This is a genomic window from Nonomuraea sp. NPDC004702 (assembly GCF_053601695.1).
The window spans coordinates 1-14811 of sequence record NZ_JBSGCE010000029.1 but is presented as its reverse complement, the minus strand read 5'-3'; the positions used below and the strand labels follow the sequence as shown (position 1 = coordinate 14811).

15 protein-coding genes are annotated in these 14811 nt (G+C 74.0%); 7 read left to right on the top strand and 8 right to left on the bottom strand.

The features are described 5' to 3' along the window. Position 1 precedes the first annotated feature (1 nt). Complete coding sequence (locus ACWEJ6_RS30640) at positions 2-1291, bottom strand: YibE/F family protein (protein WP_452428207.1); 1290 nt, start codon at positions 1289-1291, stop codon at positions 2-4. A gap of 70 nt (positions 1292-1361) precedes the next feature. Here ACWEJ6_RS30640 and ACWEJ6_RS30635 point away from each other — a divergent pair, with 70 nt between their 5' ends. Then, positions 1362-2075 carry a DUF72 domain-containing protein gene (locus ACWEJ6_RS30635; RefSeq protein WP_352354077.1) on the top strand — a complete coding sequence of 238 codons (714 nt, stop codon included), beginning with the start codon at positions 1362-1364 and terminating at the stop codon, positions 2073-2075. Beyond that, complete coding sequence (locus ACWEJ6_RS30630; protein WP_452428204.1) at positions 2075-3043, top strand: magnesium transporter CorA family protein; 969 nt, start codon at positions 2075-2077, stop codon at positions 3041-3043. Before ACWEJ6_RS30635 ends, ACWEJ6_RS30630 begins: the two co-directional genes overlap by 1 nt. A 16-nt stretch (positions 3044-3059) precedes the next feature. On the opposite strand, the gene thrS is transcribed toward ACWEJ6_RS30630, so the two are convergent. Then, a complete protein-coding gene (gene thrS / locus ACWEJ6_RS30625) occupies positions 3060-4235 on the bottom strand; it encodes a threonine--tRNA ligase (protein ID WP_452428202.1) in 1176 nt (391 codons plus the stop codon). Between the two features lie 197 nt (positions 4236-4432). Between thrS and ACWEJ6_RS30620 the strand changes: the two genes are divergently transcribed. Beyond that, complete coding sequence (locus tag ACWEJ6_RS30620) at positions 4433-5407, top strand: helix-turn-helix transcriptional regulator (RefSeq protein WP_352328875.1); 975 nt, start codon at positions 4433-4435, stop codon at positions 5405-5407. Here the strand turns inward: ACWEJ6_RS30620 and ACWEJ6_RS30615 are convergent. Then, positions 5361-5861, bottom strand: a complete 501-nt coding sequence (locus ACWEJ6_RS30615) for an ATP-binding protein (RefSeq protein WP_452428200.1) — start codon at positions 5859-5861, stop codon at positions 5361-5363. The genes ACWEJ6_RS30620 and ACWEJ6_RS30615 overlap by 47 nt on opposite strands. 206 nt (positions 5862-6067) lie before the next feature. On the opposite strand from ACWEJ6_RS30615, the gene ACWEJ6_RS30610 reads away from it, so the two are divergent. The 3 genes from ACWEJ6_RS30610 to ACWEJ6_RS30600 all read left to right on the top strand — a co-directional run bounded on the left by ACWEJ6_RS30610 (position 6068) and on the right by ACWEJ6_RS30600 (position 7975). Next, positions 6068-6535, top strand: a complete 468-nt coding sequence (locus ACWEJ6_RS30610; protein ID WP_452428198.1) for an adenylyltransferase/cytidyltransferase family protein — start codon at positions 6068-6070, stop codon at positions 6533-6535. A gap of 71 nt (positions 6536-6606) precedes the next feature. Continuing rightward, complete coding sequence (locus tag ACWEJ6_RS30605) at positions 6607-7191, top strand: hypothetical protein (protein WP_358293300.1); 585 nt, start codon at positions 6607-6609, stop codon at positions 7189-7191. A gap of 40 nt (positions 7192-7231) precedes the next feature. Then, a complete protein-coding gene (locus tag ACWEJ6_RS30600; RefSeq protein WP_452428196.1) occupies positions 7232-7975 on the top strand; it encodes a DUF427 domain-containing protein in 744 nt (247 codons plus the stop codon). A 55-nt stretch (positions 7976-8030) separates the two neighbouring features. Here ACWEJ6_RS30600 and ACWEJ6_RS30595 read toward each other — a convergent pair whose 3' ends face one another. Beyond that, positions 8031-8630 (bottom strand): TIGR03086 family metal-binding protein, encoded by a 600-nt coding sequence (locus ACWEJ6_RS30595; protein WP_452428194.1) that lies wholly within the window; start codon positions 8628-8630, stop codon positions 8031-8033. A gap of 54 nt (positions 8631-8684) precedes the next feature. Next, the gene (locus ACWEJ6_RS30590) at positions 8685-9338 is read right to left on the bottom strand and encodes a TetR/AcrR family transcriptional regulator (RefSeq protein ID WP_452428192.1); all 654 of its coding nucleotides are present in this window, start codon (positions 9336-9338) and stop codon (positions 8685-8687) included. Positions 9339-9422: 84 nt separating this feature from the next. Here ACWEJ6_RS30590 and ACWEJ6_RS30585 point away from each other — a divergent pair, with 84 nt between their 5' ends. Then, complete coding sequence (locus ACWEJ6_RS30585; RefSeq protein ID WP_452428190.1) at positions 9423-10970, top strand: FAD-dependent monooxygenase; 1548 nt, start codon at positions 9423-9425, stop codon at positions 10968-10970. 22 nt (positions 10971-10992) lie between these two features. Here ACWEJ6_RS30585 and ACWEJ6_RS30580 read toward each other — a convergent pair whose 3' ends face one another. Genes ACWEJ6_RS30580 through ACWEJ6_RS30570 form a run of 3 tightly spaced genes read right to left on the bottom strand, consistent with a single transcriptional unit; the run spans position 10993 to position 14726 of the window. Beyond that, positions 10993-12255, bottom strand: a complete 1263-nt coding sequence (locus ACWEJ6_RS30580) for a M20/M25/M40 family metallo-hydrolase (RefSeq protein WP_387669967.1) — start codon at positions 12253-12255, stop codon at positions 10993-10995. After that, positions 12252-14123 (bottom strand): prolyl oligopeptidase family serine peptidase, encoded by a 1872-nt coding sequence (locus ACWEJ6_RS30575; RefSeq protein ID WP_452428188.1) that lies wholly within the window; start codon positions 14121-14123, stop codon positions 12252-12254. Before ACWEJ6_RS30575 ends, ACWEJ6_RS30580 begins: the two co-directional genes overlap by 4 nt. A 6-nt stretch (positions 14124-14129) precedes the next feature. Next, a complete protein-coding gene (locus ACWEJ6_RS30570; protein WP_452428187.1) occupies positions 14130-14726 on the bottom strand; it encodes a C39 family peptidase in 597 nt (198 codons plus the stop codon). Positions 14727-14811: the final 85 nt, after the last annotated feature.

The following is a 14811-nucleotide window of genomic DNA, read 5'->3' as shown; positions in this document are numbered from 1 at the left end:
CTCAGCGGCGGTGCCGGGCGGGCCTGGTGAGCGGCCCGCCGGCCCGCACGGGCCTGGTGAACGGCTCGCCCTCCGGCATCTCCGCGGGCCGTGCGCCGCGGGCGGCGACCAAGGCCGACAGCGCGGTCGTGATCGGCACGGCGGCGATCAGCCCGAGCGTGCCCACGACGCTGCGGACGATCTCCTGGGTCACGACCGGCGTGGTCAGCACGTCGCCGAGCGGCTGCGCGCCGATGCTGAACAGCAGCAGCAGCGGCAGCGACGCCCCCGCGTACGCCAGGATGATCGTGTTGATCACCGAGGCGATGTGGGCCCGCCCGACGCGTCCCGCGGCCCGGTACAGGCGGGCGAAGCCGTAGGAGGGGTTGGCCGCGGCCAGCTCGCCCACCGTCACCGCCTGGGTGACGGTGACGTCGTCGAGCACGCCGAGCGCCCCGATGATGATGCTGGCCAGCAGCAGCCCCTCGGTGTCGATGGACAGGCTCATGCCCAGCGTCAGGGCGGTGTCGTCGGTGACGCCGTTGAGCCGGGCCAGGCCGAGCGCCCCGTACGACAGCAGCCCGGTGAGCGCGAGGCTGGCCAGCGTGCCCAGCACGGCCATCGACGTGGTCAGCGAGAAGCCGTGGGTGAGGTAGAGCACCGTCAGCATGATCGCGGCCGAGCCGACGACGGCGACCAGCATCGGCGGCTCGCCCGCCAGGACGGCCGGGATGACGAACGTCAGCAGCAGCCCGAACGTGACCGCCAGCCCCACCAGCGCCGTCACCCCGCGCCACCGCCCGAACGCGATGACCGCCAGCGCGAACGCGCCGCCCAGCAGCCACAACGTCGTCGACCGGTCGTGGTCGGAGAGTTGGTAGTCCCCGTCGGCGGCGCGCAGCAGCAGCACGTCGTCGCCCGCCGTGAACCGCTGGGCACCCGGGCCGCCCGGCAGCCGCAGCGTGACGTCGCGGCCGGTGTCGGGCCCCGAGCCGACCCGTACGGTGGCGTTGCCGCAGGTGGCCGGGTCGGGCACCGGCATGCCCTCCTGGACGGCCGGGCAGCGCCTGAGCGTGACCGAGGCGATCGTGCCCTCGACCCGCTCGACCGCCGGTCCCTCCCGCCCGTCCTGGCCGGCCGGCGCCGCCTGCCCCGCGGGCCAGAGCCACACCAGGCAGGCCAGCGTCGCCAGGGCCAGCGGCACCAGCACGGCCAGGCTCGCCACGACCGCGCCACGCGACGGCGGCGCGGCGGCCACGCCGTGGGAGTGGCCGTGACCGTGGGAATGGCCGTGGAAATGATCGGCGCCCATCGCGTGAAAGATCCTCCTAGGCTTCCGGGACTGCGACAGTAACGCACCCGGCGCGGGGTAGGAGCCGGGTGTGGCGACGCTGGTGGGCACCTCCGGATGGCAGTACAAGGACTGGCGCGGCGTGCTGTACCCCGAAGGGGTGCCCCAGCGGTTGTGGCTGGAGACGTACGCGGCCGAGTTCCCCACGGTCGAGAGCAACAACGCCTTCTACCGCCTGCCGTCGCCGGAGACGTTCGCCGCCTGGCGGGAGCGCACGCCCGACGGGTTCGTGATGGCGGTCAAGGCCAGCCGCTACCTCACCCACATCAAGCGGCTGACCGGGCCCGAGGAGCCGGTCGCCCGGCTGATGGCGGCCGCCGGGGCGCTCAAGGAGAAGCTGGGCCCGGTCCTGCTGCAACTGCCGCCCACGCTGCGCGCCGACCCCGCCCTGCTGGACCGCTGCCTGGGCTGCTTCCCCGGCGGCGTGCGGGTGGCGGTGGAGCCGCGGCACGACTCCTGGTGGACCGGCGAGGTGCGCGAGGTGCTGCTCGCGCGAGGGGCCGCGCTGTGCTGGGCCGACCGGCTCGGCCGGCCGCTGACGCCGCTGTGGCGCACCGCCGACTGGGGGTACGTGCGCCTGCACGAGGGCCTGGCGGCCCCCCGGCCCTCCTACGGCGCGGCGGCGCTGAAGAGCTGGGCGAGGAGGGTGGAGCAGGCCGGATGGCGGGACGTCCACGTCTACTTCAACAACGATCCGGGGGGAGCGGCCGTGCGCGATGCCCGGCGGTTTGCCAGACTCGCCTGATGCGCACGCGTCTGTACAGGAACGGCGTCCTCGAAAAGGAGGGCTTCCCCGTCGAGGAGGTCTCCGACCACGTCGGCGATCCCGAGGCCGCCGTCTGGTTCGATCTGTGCTCGCCCACCCCCGAGCAGCTCAACCAGGTCGGCGAGGAGCTCGGCCTGCACGAACTGGCCGTCGAGGACGTCCTCAGCGACCACCAGCGCCCCAAGGTGGACGTCTACGACAACCACCTGTTCATCACCGTGTACGGCATCCACCTCGACGAGGGCCGCCTCGTCCCCGTCGAGGTGAACGCCTTCGTCACCCCCAACGCCCTGGTGACCGTGCGGGAGAACGCCTGCTTCGACATCGACGAGGTGGTCAGGCGCTGGGACGCGACCTCCCGCCTGGCCGGGCACGGCGTCTCCTTCCTGCTGCACGGCCTGCTCGACTACGTCGTGGACAGCCAGTTCGACCTGGTCCAGGACCTCGACGCGCGGGCCGAGGCCATGGAGGAGTCGCTGTTCGACGACGCGCCCCGCGACGGCAGGCAGCTCCAGCGCGCCATGTACCTGCTGCGCAAGGACACCGCCAGGCTGCGCAAGATCTCCATGCCGATGCGGGAGGTGCTCGGCACGCTGCTCCGCCGCGACCAGGAGATCGTCGCCGACCCGGTGATGGCCCCCTACTACGAGGACGTCTACGACCACGTCCAGCGGGTCGCCGAGTGGGTGGAGGCGATCCGCGACATGCTCGCCAACGTCCGCGAGACCCGCCTGGCCCAGCAGGGCTTCCGCCTCAACGAGATCATGAAGCGGGTGACGAGCTGGGCCGCCATCATCGCGGTGCCCACCGCCATCACCGGCTTCTACGGCCAGAACGTGCCCTACCCCGGCTCCGGGGACATCTCGGGCTTCTGGGCGTCGTCGGTGCTGGTGGCGGTGGCGTCCGTGGTGCTGTACGCGGTCTTCAAGAAGAAGGACTGGCTCTGAACGCCGGTGACGGACGTCAGAAGCGCGGCCGGCACTCCGCGGCCAGCCTCTCGACCGGCACCGGGCCCGCCTGGCCGCCGTCCCGCAGCCGGACGGACGGCACGCCGTCCGAGACCTCGCGCGGCCCCACCACGAGCTGGTACGGCACCAGCCGGTGCGCCCTGATCCTGGCCCCGAGGCTGCCCCGGTCCGCGGGCGCCAGCTCGGTCCGCAGCCCGGCGGCCACCGCCCGCCGCAGCAGGTCCTCGGCCGCCGGGAGCTCGGCGTCCGACAGCGGCAGCACGACCGCCTGCACGGGCGCCAGCCACGCCGGGAACGCGCCGCCGTGCACCTCGATCAGGTGCGCGACCAGGCGCTCGATCCCGCCGACCACGCTGCGGTGCACCATGACGGGACGCCGCCCGCCCGCGTACGACAGGTCGAAGCGCTCGGGCTGGTACAGGTCCACCTGGACGGTCGACAGGGTGCTCTCGCGGCCCGCCGGGTCGGCGATCTGGATGTCGATCTTCGGGCCGTAGAAGGCGCCCTCGCCGCGTTCCTCGTCGTAGGCGCAGCCACGTTCCTGCAGCACCTCGCGCAGCACGGCCTCCGAGCGCGCCCACATCGCGGGGTCGTCCACGAACTTGCCGCCCTCGCCGCGCAGCGAGAGCCGGTAGCGGGCGGCCTCGATGCCGAGCCGGGCGTGCGCGGCCTCGATCAGGTCGAGCGCGGCCGACACCTCGGCCGCCGCCTGCTCCGGCGCGCAGAACACGTGGCCGTCGTTGAGCTGGATGGCCCGCACCCTGGTCAGGCCGCCGAGCACGCCCGACAGCTCCGAGCGGTACATGCCGCCGAGCTCGGCCACGCGCAGCGGCAGCTCCCGGTGGCTGCGCCCGCGCGAGCGGTAGATCAGCGCGTGGTGCGGGCACAGGCTGGGCCGCAGCACGAACTCCTCCCCGCCCACGTTCATGGGCGGGAACATGTCCTCGGCGTAGTGCGCCCAGTGGCCCGACCGTTCGTACAGCTCGCGTTTGCCGAGCACGGGGGAGTTGACGTGCACGTAGCCGTGGCGGCGTTCGAGCTCGTGGACGTAGTCCTCCACGGCCTTGCGCACGGCGGCCCCGGCGGGCAGCCAGTAGGGCAGGCCGGAGCCGATCAGCGGGTCGGTGCCGAAGATCTCCAGCTCGCGGCCGAGCCTGCGGTGGTCGTTCATGATCGTCCTTTGCGGGTGAAAGGGCGAACGACCAGCTCCCGGGCGCCCGCCCGGGATGCATGGAATCAGCGCGCCGGGACCGTGTCCGGCGTCGTCGTGACGAGAGCGCGCTGCATGCCTGCCACCGTAGCACCGCGGCGGCCGTGAAGAAAATCTTCAAGAGCAGGGCAAGGAATGGCAAATGATATAAAAGAGCCGTGGCTGAGATCACCTTGAGCGTCCGCCAGTTGCAGGCGTTCGCCGAGGTCGGCTACCAGGTCGCGGGGGGTGGCGGCGCGCACGCGGCGATGGCGGCGCTGCGCCAGGTGGTCCCGCTCGACGCCTACGAGTTCGTCGCCTTCGACCCCGCCACCGGCCGGCACCACAGCGTCGTCTCCGACGGCCACCGCCGCATCGACCGCGACGCCGCCGAGGAGTACGCCGCGCTCGACGCCTGCCGCGAGGCCATCGCCGGGCGGCGGCCGGTGCCCATGCCGCAGCCGGGCACCGAACGGTACTTCCGCCGCCACCTGGCCCCCTACGGATGGCGGGCCGGGCTGACCGCGCCGCTGTTCCTCGCCGACGGCGGCCGCTACACGGGCCTGCTGCACCTGGCCGCCAAGGACGCCTTCCCGCTGCTGGCCGGCGCCCTCGTCGCCGCCGTGAGCCCGATGCTCGCGCACGTCACCGACCTGACCCGGTGCGTGATCGACCCCGCCGGGCTGCCGCCCGACTTCCGCGCGGTCGCCTTCGACCGGCTCGGCGAGCGCCGCGCGGTGCCCGGCCACGAGGTCTCCCGCGAGCTGTGGGACGACCCCGCCATGGCGGCCTTCGCGCGGGCGTTCATCGACTCGCGCGAGCTGAGCCGGCGCGGCCTGTGGCTCGACGGCGGCGGCCGCTGGCACGAGGTGCGGCTGCTGCGGGCCGGCGTCGGCTACCAGGGCTCGCTGCAGGGCGCGGTCGCCGCCGAACGGCCCTGCCCGCTGCCCTACGACCTGACCGGCCGCGAGGTCGACGTGCTCACCCGGGTCGCGGCCGGCGACTCCAACCCGCAGATCGCGGCCTGCCTGGTGCTGAGCGTCCGGACGGTGACCACCCATCTGGAGCACATCTTCGCCAAGCTGGGCTGCGACAGCCGGACCAGGCTCACCACGAAGGCGCTGGCCGAAGGGTTGTGCCGGCTCGACCTGTGACGCACGGCTCCTGCCCGGCGGGCACGCGGGCCTGCGTCAGCTCGAACCAGACGGTCGTCGAGCCCCCCTCGCGGACGAACCCCCACCGGTGGCTGAGCGCCTCGATCAGCGGCAGCCCCCGGCCGCTGGTCGCCTGCGGCGCGGTCCGGCACACGCACGGCGGGCCGTCCGCGCCGCCGTCGGCCACGCACACCCGGACCGTGGTGTCCGAGCTGAGCACCGACACCGTGAACGAGCCGCCGTCCCCGGACCTGGTGTGCAGGATCGCGTTCGTGGCCAGCTCGCTGGTGAGCAGCACCACGTCGTCAAGGAAGGGGTGATCGCGGCCGAGCGCGTCCGTCACGAGCCCCCTGGCCCGCGAGACCTGGGACGCGACCCCCGGAAGCCGGACCGCGAGGTCGCGGAAGCCGGGCGTCTCACCCCCGTCGGCATGGTCTGAGTCCCTCGGCGCCACGGCGACCTCCCCCGAATCAGGTGACGTCATGAGACGCGCGGGCAGGGGGCGAGAGATTATCGCGAAAAGGTAGGAATGCTCTTTCCAAGGTCGCCTGCACGACCTGCCGCGGCGACCGAGTACGCTGCGATCGACGAGTCGTCTAGGCCCGTGGGGGAGCAAAGCGTGCACAGCAGCCTACTCGCCCGGCCGTCGGAGGAGGTCGCGTGAGCAGCCTGGAGGCCGTCTGGGTGGAGCCGTACGACGGGCCCGGGGCGGCCGTCGTGACCGGCGTCTTCGACATCCTGCACGTCGGCCACGTGCGCTACCTGGGCGCCGTGGCCGCCCGCGGGCTGCCCCTGGTGGTCGGCGTGGAGGACGACCCGCGCGTGCGGGCGTGGAAGGGGCCCAGCCGGCCGTTCAACCCGGCGGCGGAGCGGGCCGAGGTGCTGGCCGCGCTGCGCTGCGTGGCCGGCGTCTTCGTGGTGGCCGGGCCGCCCGAGGCGCACGGCCCCGAGGACTACATCGACCTGCTCGCGCCTATGCGGCCCGGCGCGCTGGCCCACACGGCCGGCGACCCGCACGCGGGCGCGCGGGCCACGGCGGCGGCCATCCTGGGCGCCGAGTGCTGGGAGATGGCGGCCATCCCCGACCGCTCCACGACCCGCATCGTGAACGCCGCCGGCAAGGGCTGACCAGGCGGCCCCGGAGCGGCCGGGGCGTCGCTGAAACGGGCGGCGGCCATGATCGCGTAATCTTTCATGCCATGATGGCCGACCTGGTGGCGAAGCGGGTGACGAACCTGCTGGCACCGCAAGTGCTGGTGATCGTCATGCCGCCCGCCGTGGGCCTGCTCGCCCAGGGATGGGCCGGCGCGGCCTGGGGGCTGGTGGCCTCGGCGTTCTGCGGCGGCGTGCCGGCGGCGGTGATCGCGCTCGGCGTGCGCTCGGGGCGGCTCGACTCCCACCACATCGTCGACCGGGCCCGCCGCACCGGTCCGCTGCTGGCCGCCGTGGCCGCCGTGCTGGTCGCGCTCGCGCTGCTGGTCGTGCTGGGCGCGCCGCGGCTGCTGGTGGCCACGGTGACCGCGATGCTGGTCGCCCTGGCGGTGACCGTGCCGATCACCACCCGCTGGAAGATCTCCTTCCACGCCGCCGTCTCGGCGGGCACGGTGGTGGTGCTGGCGCACGTGCTGCCCGCCGTGCCGGTGGCGATCGCCGGCGCGGCCGTGGTGGCGCTGGTGTGCTGGGCCAGGGTCCGCCTCGCCCATCACACGTGGGCGCAGGTCGCGGCGGGCGCGGTCACCGGCACGCTCACCACGTGGGCGACGCTGGCGCTGTTCGGGGTCTGAGTGCCGGAATAGCCCCGCCGCCACGCGGGTTGGCGGGGACATGGATGCCACGAACCGGGGCCGGGTCCGCGTCGAGCGGTCGGCCAAGCGCGTGCGGACCTACCTGGGCGGCCGGCCGATCGCCGACACGACCCGGGCCCTGCTGGTGTGGGAAGGCCCGTTCTACCCCACCTACTACTTCCCCCTCCAGGACGTCGATGAGGTGGCGCTCAAGCCGACCGGCGCGTCCAGGCACTCCCCGAGCAGGGGTGACGCCGCCGTCCACACGGTCACCTCGGGCGCCGCGCAGGCCCCGGAGGCGGCGCTGGTCTACGGCGACTCGCCGCTGGAGGAGATCCGCGGGCACGTGCGCTTCGACTGGGACGCCATGGACGCCTGGTTCGAGGAGGACGAGGAGGTCTACGTGCACGCCCGCGACCCGTACACGCGGGTGGACATCCTGCCGAGCTCGCGGCACATCCGGGTGGAGGTCGACGGGGTCACCGTGGCCGACTCGCGCAACGCCCGCATCCTGTTCGAGACCGGCCTGCCGGCCCGCTACTACCTGCCGAAGACCGACGTACGGCTCGACCTGCTGGAGCACACCGACACCGCGACCCATTGCCCGTACAAGGGGACGGCGGAGTACTGGTCGGTCAACGGGAAGAAGGACCTGGCCTGGTCCTACCGCACGCCGCTGCCCGAGAGCGAGCGCGTGGCGGGGCTGATCGCCTTCTACAACGAGAAGCTGGACATCTTCGTCGACGGCGAGCGCGAGGAGCGTCCGCAGACCAAGTTCTCCTGACCGGGGGAGTGCGCCCCGCCGCGCCCCGCCGCTCGGGGCGGGGCGCGCGCGGGCCTCAGGCGGCCGGCGTCCAGTGCGGGTCGCGGCCGAGGTAGCGCAGCAGGGCGGCGACCTCGTCGCCGGAGGCGTCGTCAGGGAGCGCCGGGGCGTAGGCGCCCCACGGGCGCAGCGGGTCGGCGATCTGCCGGGCGACCTCCAGCAGCGGCCCGGCCATCTCCGGCGTCAGCGGCGAGGGCTGACCGGTGGCCACGGCGATGTCCCAGGCGTGCACGGCCGCGTCGAGCGCGCACGCCGTCGAGCCCGCCCACGGCGACATCTTGTTCGGCGGCACCGGCGTGGGCACCTCGGCGGCGTCCCGGTCGACCGCGGCCCACGCCCTGGCCGAGCGGGTCAGCGCGTCCTCCAGCTCGGCCGCCGGGTCGGCGCCCGGCTCGGCGGGCGGGTCGAACGGGTTGAACACCGGCCCGGCCTCGCCCGTGAGCGTGGCGGCGAAGCCGATCTGGTCGCCCACCGCGTGCTTGAAGACCTTGGTGACGCTCCACTCGGAGCACGGGGTCGGCAGGTCCCAGCCGCCGGCCGGGATGCCGCTGACGGCCTTGCGCAGCGCCTCGTGCGAGGCGTCCAGAACGTCCCAGCCGCTGATGATGTCGCCCATGTGGAGCTCCTTTCGAGATGACTCCATACTAGCAGAACGGAATGCTTTGTTCCACTAGTTTGCGGCAGCCTGTGCGAGACCGTCGATCAGCAGGTCCAGGGCCTGTTCGAAGTCGGCGGCCGGATCGACGCCGCCGCGCGTCCAGTGGAGCAGCCGGGCGAAGTGCGGCAGGCGGCCGGGGTCGAGGGCGCGGATGTAGACGCCCACCTGCTCCTCGCCGGCGTGCCGGCCGGGGGCGCCGCCGAAGCCGCCGGTGGACAGCAGCAGGGTGCCGAACACCAGGCCGTTCACGGCGGTCAGCGCCCGCCAGGCGCCCAGGTCGTCGAAGCCCGCCGCGTACAGCGTGCCGACCAGGCCGTCGAGGGTCCGCAGGGCGTGCGGCGAGGTCGGGTTGGACCGGTCGGTCGCCAGCGCCAGCGGGACCACCGGATGGCGGCTGAAGGCCCGGTGCATGTTGCGCGCCGTCGCGCGCAGCTGCTCCTGCCACGGCAGCTCGGGGTCGGGCGGCTCCACCTGGCGGAACACCAGCTCCACGATGCCGTCGACCAGGTCGGCCTTGTTCGAGACGTGGTTGTAGAGCGACATCGCCTCCACGCCCAGCAGCTTGGCCAGCCGCCGCATCGACAGCCCGTCGAGGCCCTCGTTGTCGGCCAGCTCCAGGGCTGCGGCCAGCACTTTGTCCCGGTTCAGCGGCTCGCGCCGTGCCATCGGCTCTCCCTTCGCGCTTGACAGAGCTTACGGTGTACGTGCTCTACTTACGACGTAAGCATACGCCGTAAGTAAGGAGTCGGCATGACCGACGTGATCATCGTGGGCGGCGGGCCGGTCGGGCTGCTGCTGGCCTGCGAGCTCCGGCTCGGCGGCGCGCGGCCGCTGGTCCTGGAGGCGGCCACCGGCGCGGAACGCGTGACCCGCAGCCTCGGCCTGCGCTCGCTCAACGCCCGCACCCTGCACTCGCTGGAGCTGCGCGGGCTGGTGCAGCCGCTGGCCGAGGCGCAGTGGCGGATGCTCGACGAGCTGGCCGCCGGCCCCGAGCCGGACCGCTCCGACATGGTCGGCATGATGACCGAGCTGCTGCGCAAGGGCATGATGCGCGGCCACTTCGCCGGCCTGCCGCTGCTGGCGCAGGACGGCACGGCCGAGTACGTCATGCTCAAGCAGCACCGGATCGAGGCCGTGCTGGCCGCGCGGGCCGCCGAGCTCGGCGTGCCGGCCAGCCACGGCCGCGCCGTCGTGGACGTCACCGCGCACGCCGACCGCGTGGTGGCCACCCTGGCGGACGGCGAGCGCGTCGAGGCCGCCTACCTGGTGGGCTGCGACGGCGGGCGGAGCCTGGTGCGCAAGCGGTCCGGGTTCGCCTTCTCCGGCACGCCCGCCACCATGACCGGCAGGACGGCCGTGGCCACGCTGACCGGCCCAGGGGTGGTCGGCTCGTCCCTGCGCAGCCCGGGAGGGCTGGTGAACCTGTCGCTGGTGCCCGGGGAGATCGCGACCGTCGAGTTCGACGGCGGCCCCGGCGACACGTCCTCCGGGCGGGACGCGCCGGTCACCGCCGAGGAGCTGGCGGGCAGCCTGCGCCGGGTGACCGGGGAGGACGTCGGGGTCGCCCGCCTGGAGGCCGGCATCCGCTACAGCGACAACACCCGGCACGCCGACTCCTACCGCAAGGGACGCGTCCTGCTGGCGGGGGACGCCGCCCACGTGCACTCGCCGATCGGCGGCCAGGGGCTCAACCTGGGCCTCCAGGACGCCGTCAACCTGGGCTGGAAACTGGCGCTGGTCGCCCGCGGCGCGGCCCCGGAGAGCCTGCTGGACACCTACACCGGCGAGCGTCACCCGGTGGCGGCCCGCGTGCTGCGCAACACCCGCGCCCAGGTGGCAGCGATGCGCCCCGGCCCCCAGGTGGACGCGCTGCGCGAGGTGCTGGCCGAGGTGATGGCGCTGCCGGACGCCGAGCGCCACTTCACCCGCATGGTCGAGGGCACCGACGTCGACTACGCGCCCGCCGCGCCCGATCCGCGCGTGGGCCGCTTCACCCCGTCCCTGACCGCCACCCCGCTGCCGGACTCACGGGCCGCGACGGCGGAACAGGCCGGGCGGCCGGTCGCGGAGCTGCTGCGGGACGGGCGGGGGCTGCTGCTCGACCTGTCCGGCGGCGCGGACACGGCCATGCCGGCGGACGCTCTGGCGGGGCACCGCGACCGCGTGCGCCCGGCCGTCGCCGACGCGCCGCAGGCCGGGGGCGGGGCGCTGCTGGTGCGTCCCGACGGTTACGTCGCCTGGGCGGGCGGGAGCGGCTTGGCGGAGGCGCTGACGGCCTGGTTCGGCCCGGCGGCCTGAGGGCGTCGCCGGGCCGGGACGGTCAGGTGAGCAGGCGGGTCAGCACGCGGGTGCCGAACTCCAGGCCCTCCACCGGCACCCGCTCGTCCTTGCCGTGGAACATGCCGAAGTAGTCCAGGTCGGGCCGGAGCATGAGCGGGGCGAAGCCGTACCCCTGGATGCCGATGGTGGCGAAGGACTTGGCGTCGGTGCCGCCGCTCATCACGTACGGGACCGGCCGCGCCTGCGGATCCTCGGCCACCAGCGCCCCCGCCAGCTCGTCGAAGAACGCCGACGGGTACGGCGCGGCGGGCGCCTCCTCCAGGTTCACGAACTCGCGGGTGATCTTCGGCCCGAGCAGCTCGTCGATCGTCGCGAGGAACTCCTCCTGCAGGCCCGGCAGGTACCGGCCGTCCACGTGCGCCGAGGCCGTCGAGGGCACCACGTTCACCTTGTAACCGGCCGCCAGCATCGTCGGGTTCGCCGAGTTGCGGATCTGGCCGTGGAACAGCTCGCCGAGCGCGCCCAGCCGGGCGGCCTCGGCGTCCAGCCGGTCCAGGTCGATCGGCCGGCCGGTGATCTCCGACAGGCTCTCCAGGAGCGCGGCGACCGACGGCGTCAGGCGTACCGGCCACTGGTGCGCGGCGACCCGCGACAGGGCGTGGGCCAGCGTGGCGACGGGGTTGTCCACGGCGGGCCGCGAGCCGTGGCCCGCCACGCCGTGGGCGGTCACCTTCATCCAGGCGGTGCCGCGCTCGCCGACGGCGATCGGGTAGACGCGCCGCCCGCCGGCCTCGACGCTGAAGCCTCCCGACTCGCTGATGGCCTCGGTGACGCCGTCGAACAGGTGCCGGTGCTCGGTCACCGCGTACCGGGAGCCGTGGTCGCCGGTGGCCTCCTCGTCGGCCAGGAAGGCCAGCACCAGGTCCCGCTTGGGCCGCACGCCGCGCGCCGCCATGTCCAGCACGGCCGCGAGCGTCATCGCGCACGAGCCCTTCATGTCCACCGCGCCCCGGCCGTACACGCAGCCGTCGGTGATCTCGCCGGAGAACGGGTGCATCCGCCACTCGGCGGGGTCGGCCGGCACCACGTCCAGGTGGCCGTGGACGAGCAGCGCGTCGGAGGAGTCGCCGTCGATCCTGGCCACGACGGTCGTCCGCCGGGGCTCCGACTCGAACACCACCGGCTCCAGCCCCGCGTCGGCCAGCAGCGTGGCCACGTACTCGGCCGCCGGGCGCTCGCCCGAGCCCGGGTTGGTGGTGTCGAACCTGATCAGGTCCGAGCAGATCTCGGCGACGCTCTTCACGCTCTCCCCTTCAGCGTCAGCGGCGGCACGCCGGGCGTCTCCAGGTCGAAGATCAGCCCGTAGAAGGCCAGCTCGGCCTCCAGCACCGCCACGATGGTCTCTTCCCTGCGCCAGCCGTGCTGCTCGCCGGCGAAGGTGAGCAGAGCCCACTGTTTGCCGTGCTTGTCCAGTTCGGCGGTGAATCGCTCGGCCTGGCTCACGTCCACGATCGCGTCCTCCAGACCGTGCAACATGAGGCATGGGCCCGATGCCCGGGCCGCGTTCAGGAGCGGCGAGCGGTCGGTGTACCGCTGCCGCGTCTCGGGCAACGGGCCCACCAGGCCGTCGAGGTAGCGCGACTCGAAGTCGTGCGTCTCGGCCGCCCAGCTCTCCGGGTCGGTGATCGCGTAGTGCGCGACGCCGCCCGCGAACACGTCGCTGTGCACCAGCGCGGCCACCGTGGTCCAGCCGCCGGCGCTGCCGCCCCGGATCGCGATCCTGGCCGCGTCCGCCAGGCCGAGCTGCACCAGCCCGCGCGCCACCTTCGCGCAGTCCTGGACGTCCACCACCCCCCACTGGTGCCGCAGCCGCTCGCGGTAGGCCCGGCCGTAACCGGTGGAGCCGCCGTAGTTCACCACGGCCACGCCGATCCCTCTGCTGGTGAAGTAGGCGACCTCCAGGTCCAGCACGACCGGCGTGTTCCCGGTCGGGCCGCCGTGCACGAAGATCACGTACGGCGCCGGCCCGGCGACCCCCGCCGGCGGGTGGAGATGGGCGTGCACGCCCTCGATCGTCACCGCCTCCGGCGTGGGCAGCAGCGCCCGGTCCGGCAGCGGCTTGGGGGCCGAGACGACCTCGTGCCCGCCGGTGGCGAGATCGACCAGCGTCACCTCCAGCGGCGTGTACGGCGTCGCCCCCACCGCCACCGCCTTGCCCCCGGCCGCCGACACCGTCGAGGCCCAGTACGTGTGCCCGTCCCCGCCGATCTCGCGCAGGCCGCCCGTCGCCGGGTCGAGCACGCCCAGGCGGCGGTGGTCGGCGGTGCCGTACACGACGACCAGCTGCTCGCCCGCCGGGGCCAGGCAGGCCAGGCCCGGCTTCCAGGCCGCCGCGCCGAACTCCAGCTCCATGGGGGTGAGGTTGCGCGAGGGGGAGCCGTCGAGGTGCACGAGGTGCACGTTCCACCAGCCGGTCGGGTCGGTGACGGCGTACAGGGACTCCTCGTCGCGCCACTCGGCCTGCGTCACCGACTCCTCGGGGCCGCCGGCCACGACCCGGTGGGGGCCCGCGACGCCGTCCGGGGACAGGTCGGCCACGCACAGCTCGGTGCCGTCCCAGGGCATGTCGGGGTGGTTCCAGCCGATCCAGGCGATCCGGGTGCCGCCGGGGGACAGGCGGGGGTTCATCAGGAAATGGTGGGCGCGGGCGACGACCCTGAGCGGGCGTCCGTCCAGGGGGACCGCGACCAGGTCACGCGCGTCGTCGATCTCGCGGACCGCCCACACCTCGTCGCGGCCGGGCGGCAGGTAGAGGTCGCCGTACCGGGCCGGGCCCTCGGGCGTCAGGGCGACCGGCTCGGCGGCCGTCCCGGGGGCGGCGTCCAGGCGGTAGAGCCGCTGGTCGGCCCAGTGGGTGAAGACCAGGCCGCCGCCCGGCAGCGGGCGCCAGGAGCGGCCGCCGTACTCGACCAGGCGGTTGCGGGCGTTCCAGCCCTGAGGCAGCACGTCGGCGCGCGAGCCGTCGGGCAGGCGGCGCACCACGCAGCGCCTGCCGCCCTCGTGCGGGCGCGGCTCGTCCCACCACACCTCCACGCCCTCGGGCGTGGCGACGGCCTCCACCCACTGGGGGCCGCCGTCGGTACGCGCCACATCGATCGGTCGAATACTCATGAAAGATCACCAATTGCCGTTGGTACAGGGAGGCAGCGGGTGCCCGGGCGGATGGAGGACGTACACGATGCCGCCGCTGCCCGAGCTCCTCAGCCACACGTTCTCGAACGCTGCCCGCGAGTAGATCCGCCGAACCTCGCCGTCCGCGGGCGCGGCGGGGTCGTTGACGACGACGTCGCCCGCGGCGGTGAAGCCGGTGACAACGAGGATGTGGCCGTTCGTGGAGTAGCCGGAGCCGGGCAGCTCATGGGCCCGGAACGACAGCGAGGCGATCACCGGGATCCCCGCCAGCACGAACGCCTCCAGCTCGGCCGCCGACAGCAGCCTGGTCACGAAGCCGGTCAGCCCGTAACGCCCGGCGTAGGCCACGTTGAACGGCCAGTTCCCGGTGCCCTGGTAGCTGTCGTCGTAGGTGCCCATGGCCGCGTGGTCCACCGCCGGGGCGGGGTCGTCCGCGCCCACCCAGGCGAGCTCGCCGGGCTCGGGGCCGCGGCCCCAGAAGGCCAGCACCATCGCCACCGAGGCGGGGCTGCACCAGTTCGCGCCGCCGCCGTCCCAGCGCGGGTGGTGCCCGGCGTGCGCGTACTGGGAGTGGCCGGGCACGTCCAGCTCGACGCAGCGAGATCGCCTACCTGGACCAGGACGGCGCCCTGTGGGTCGTGGAGGTCTCCACCGGCGACCGCCAGAA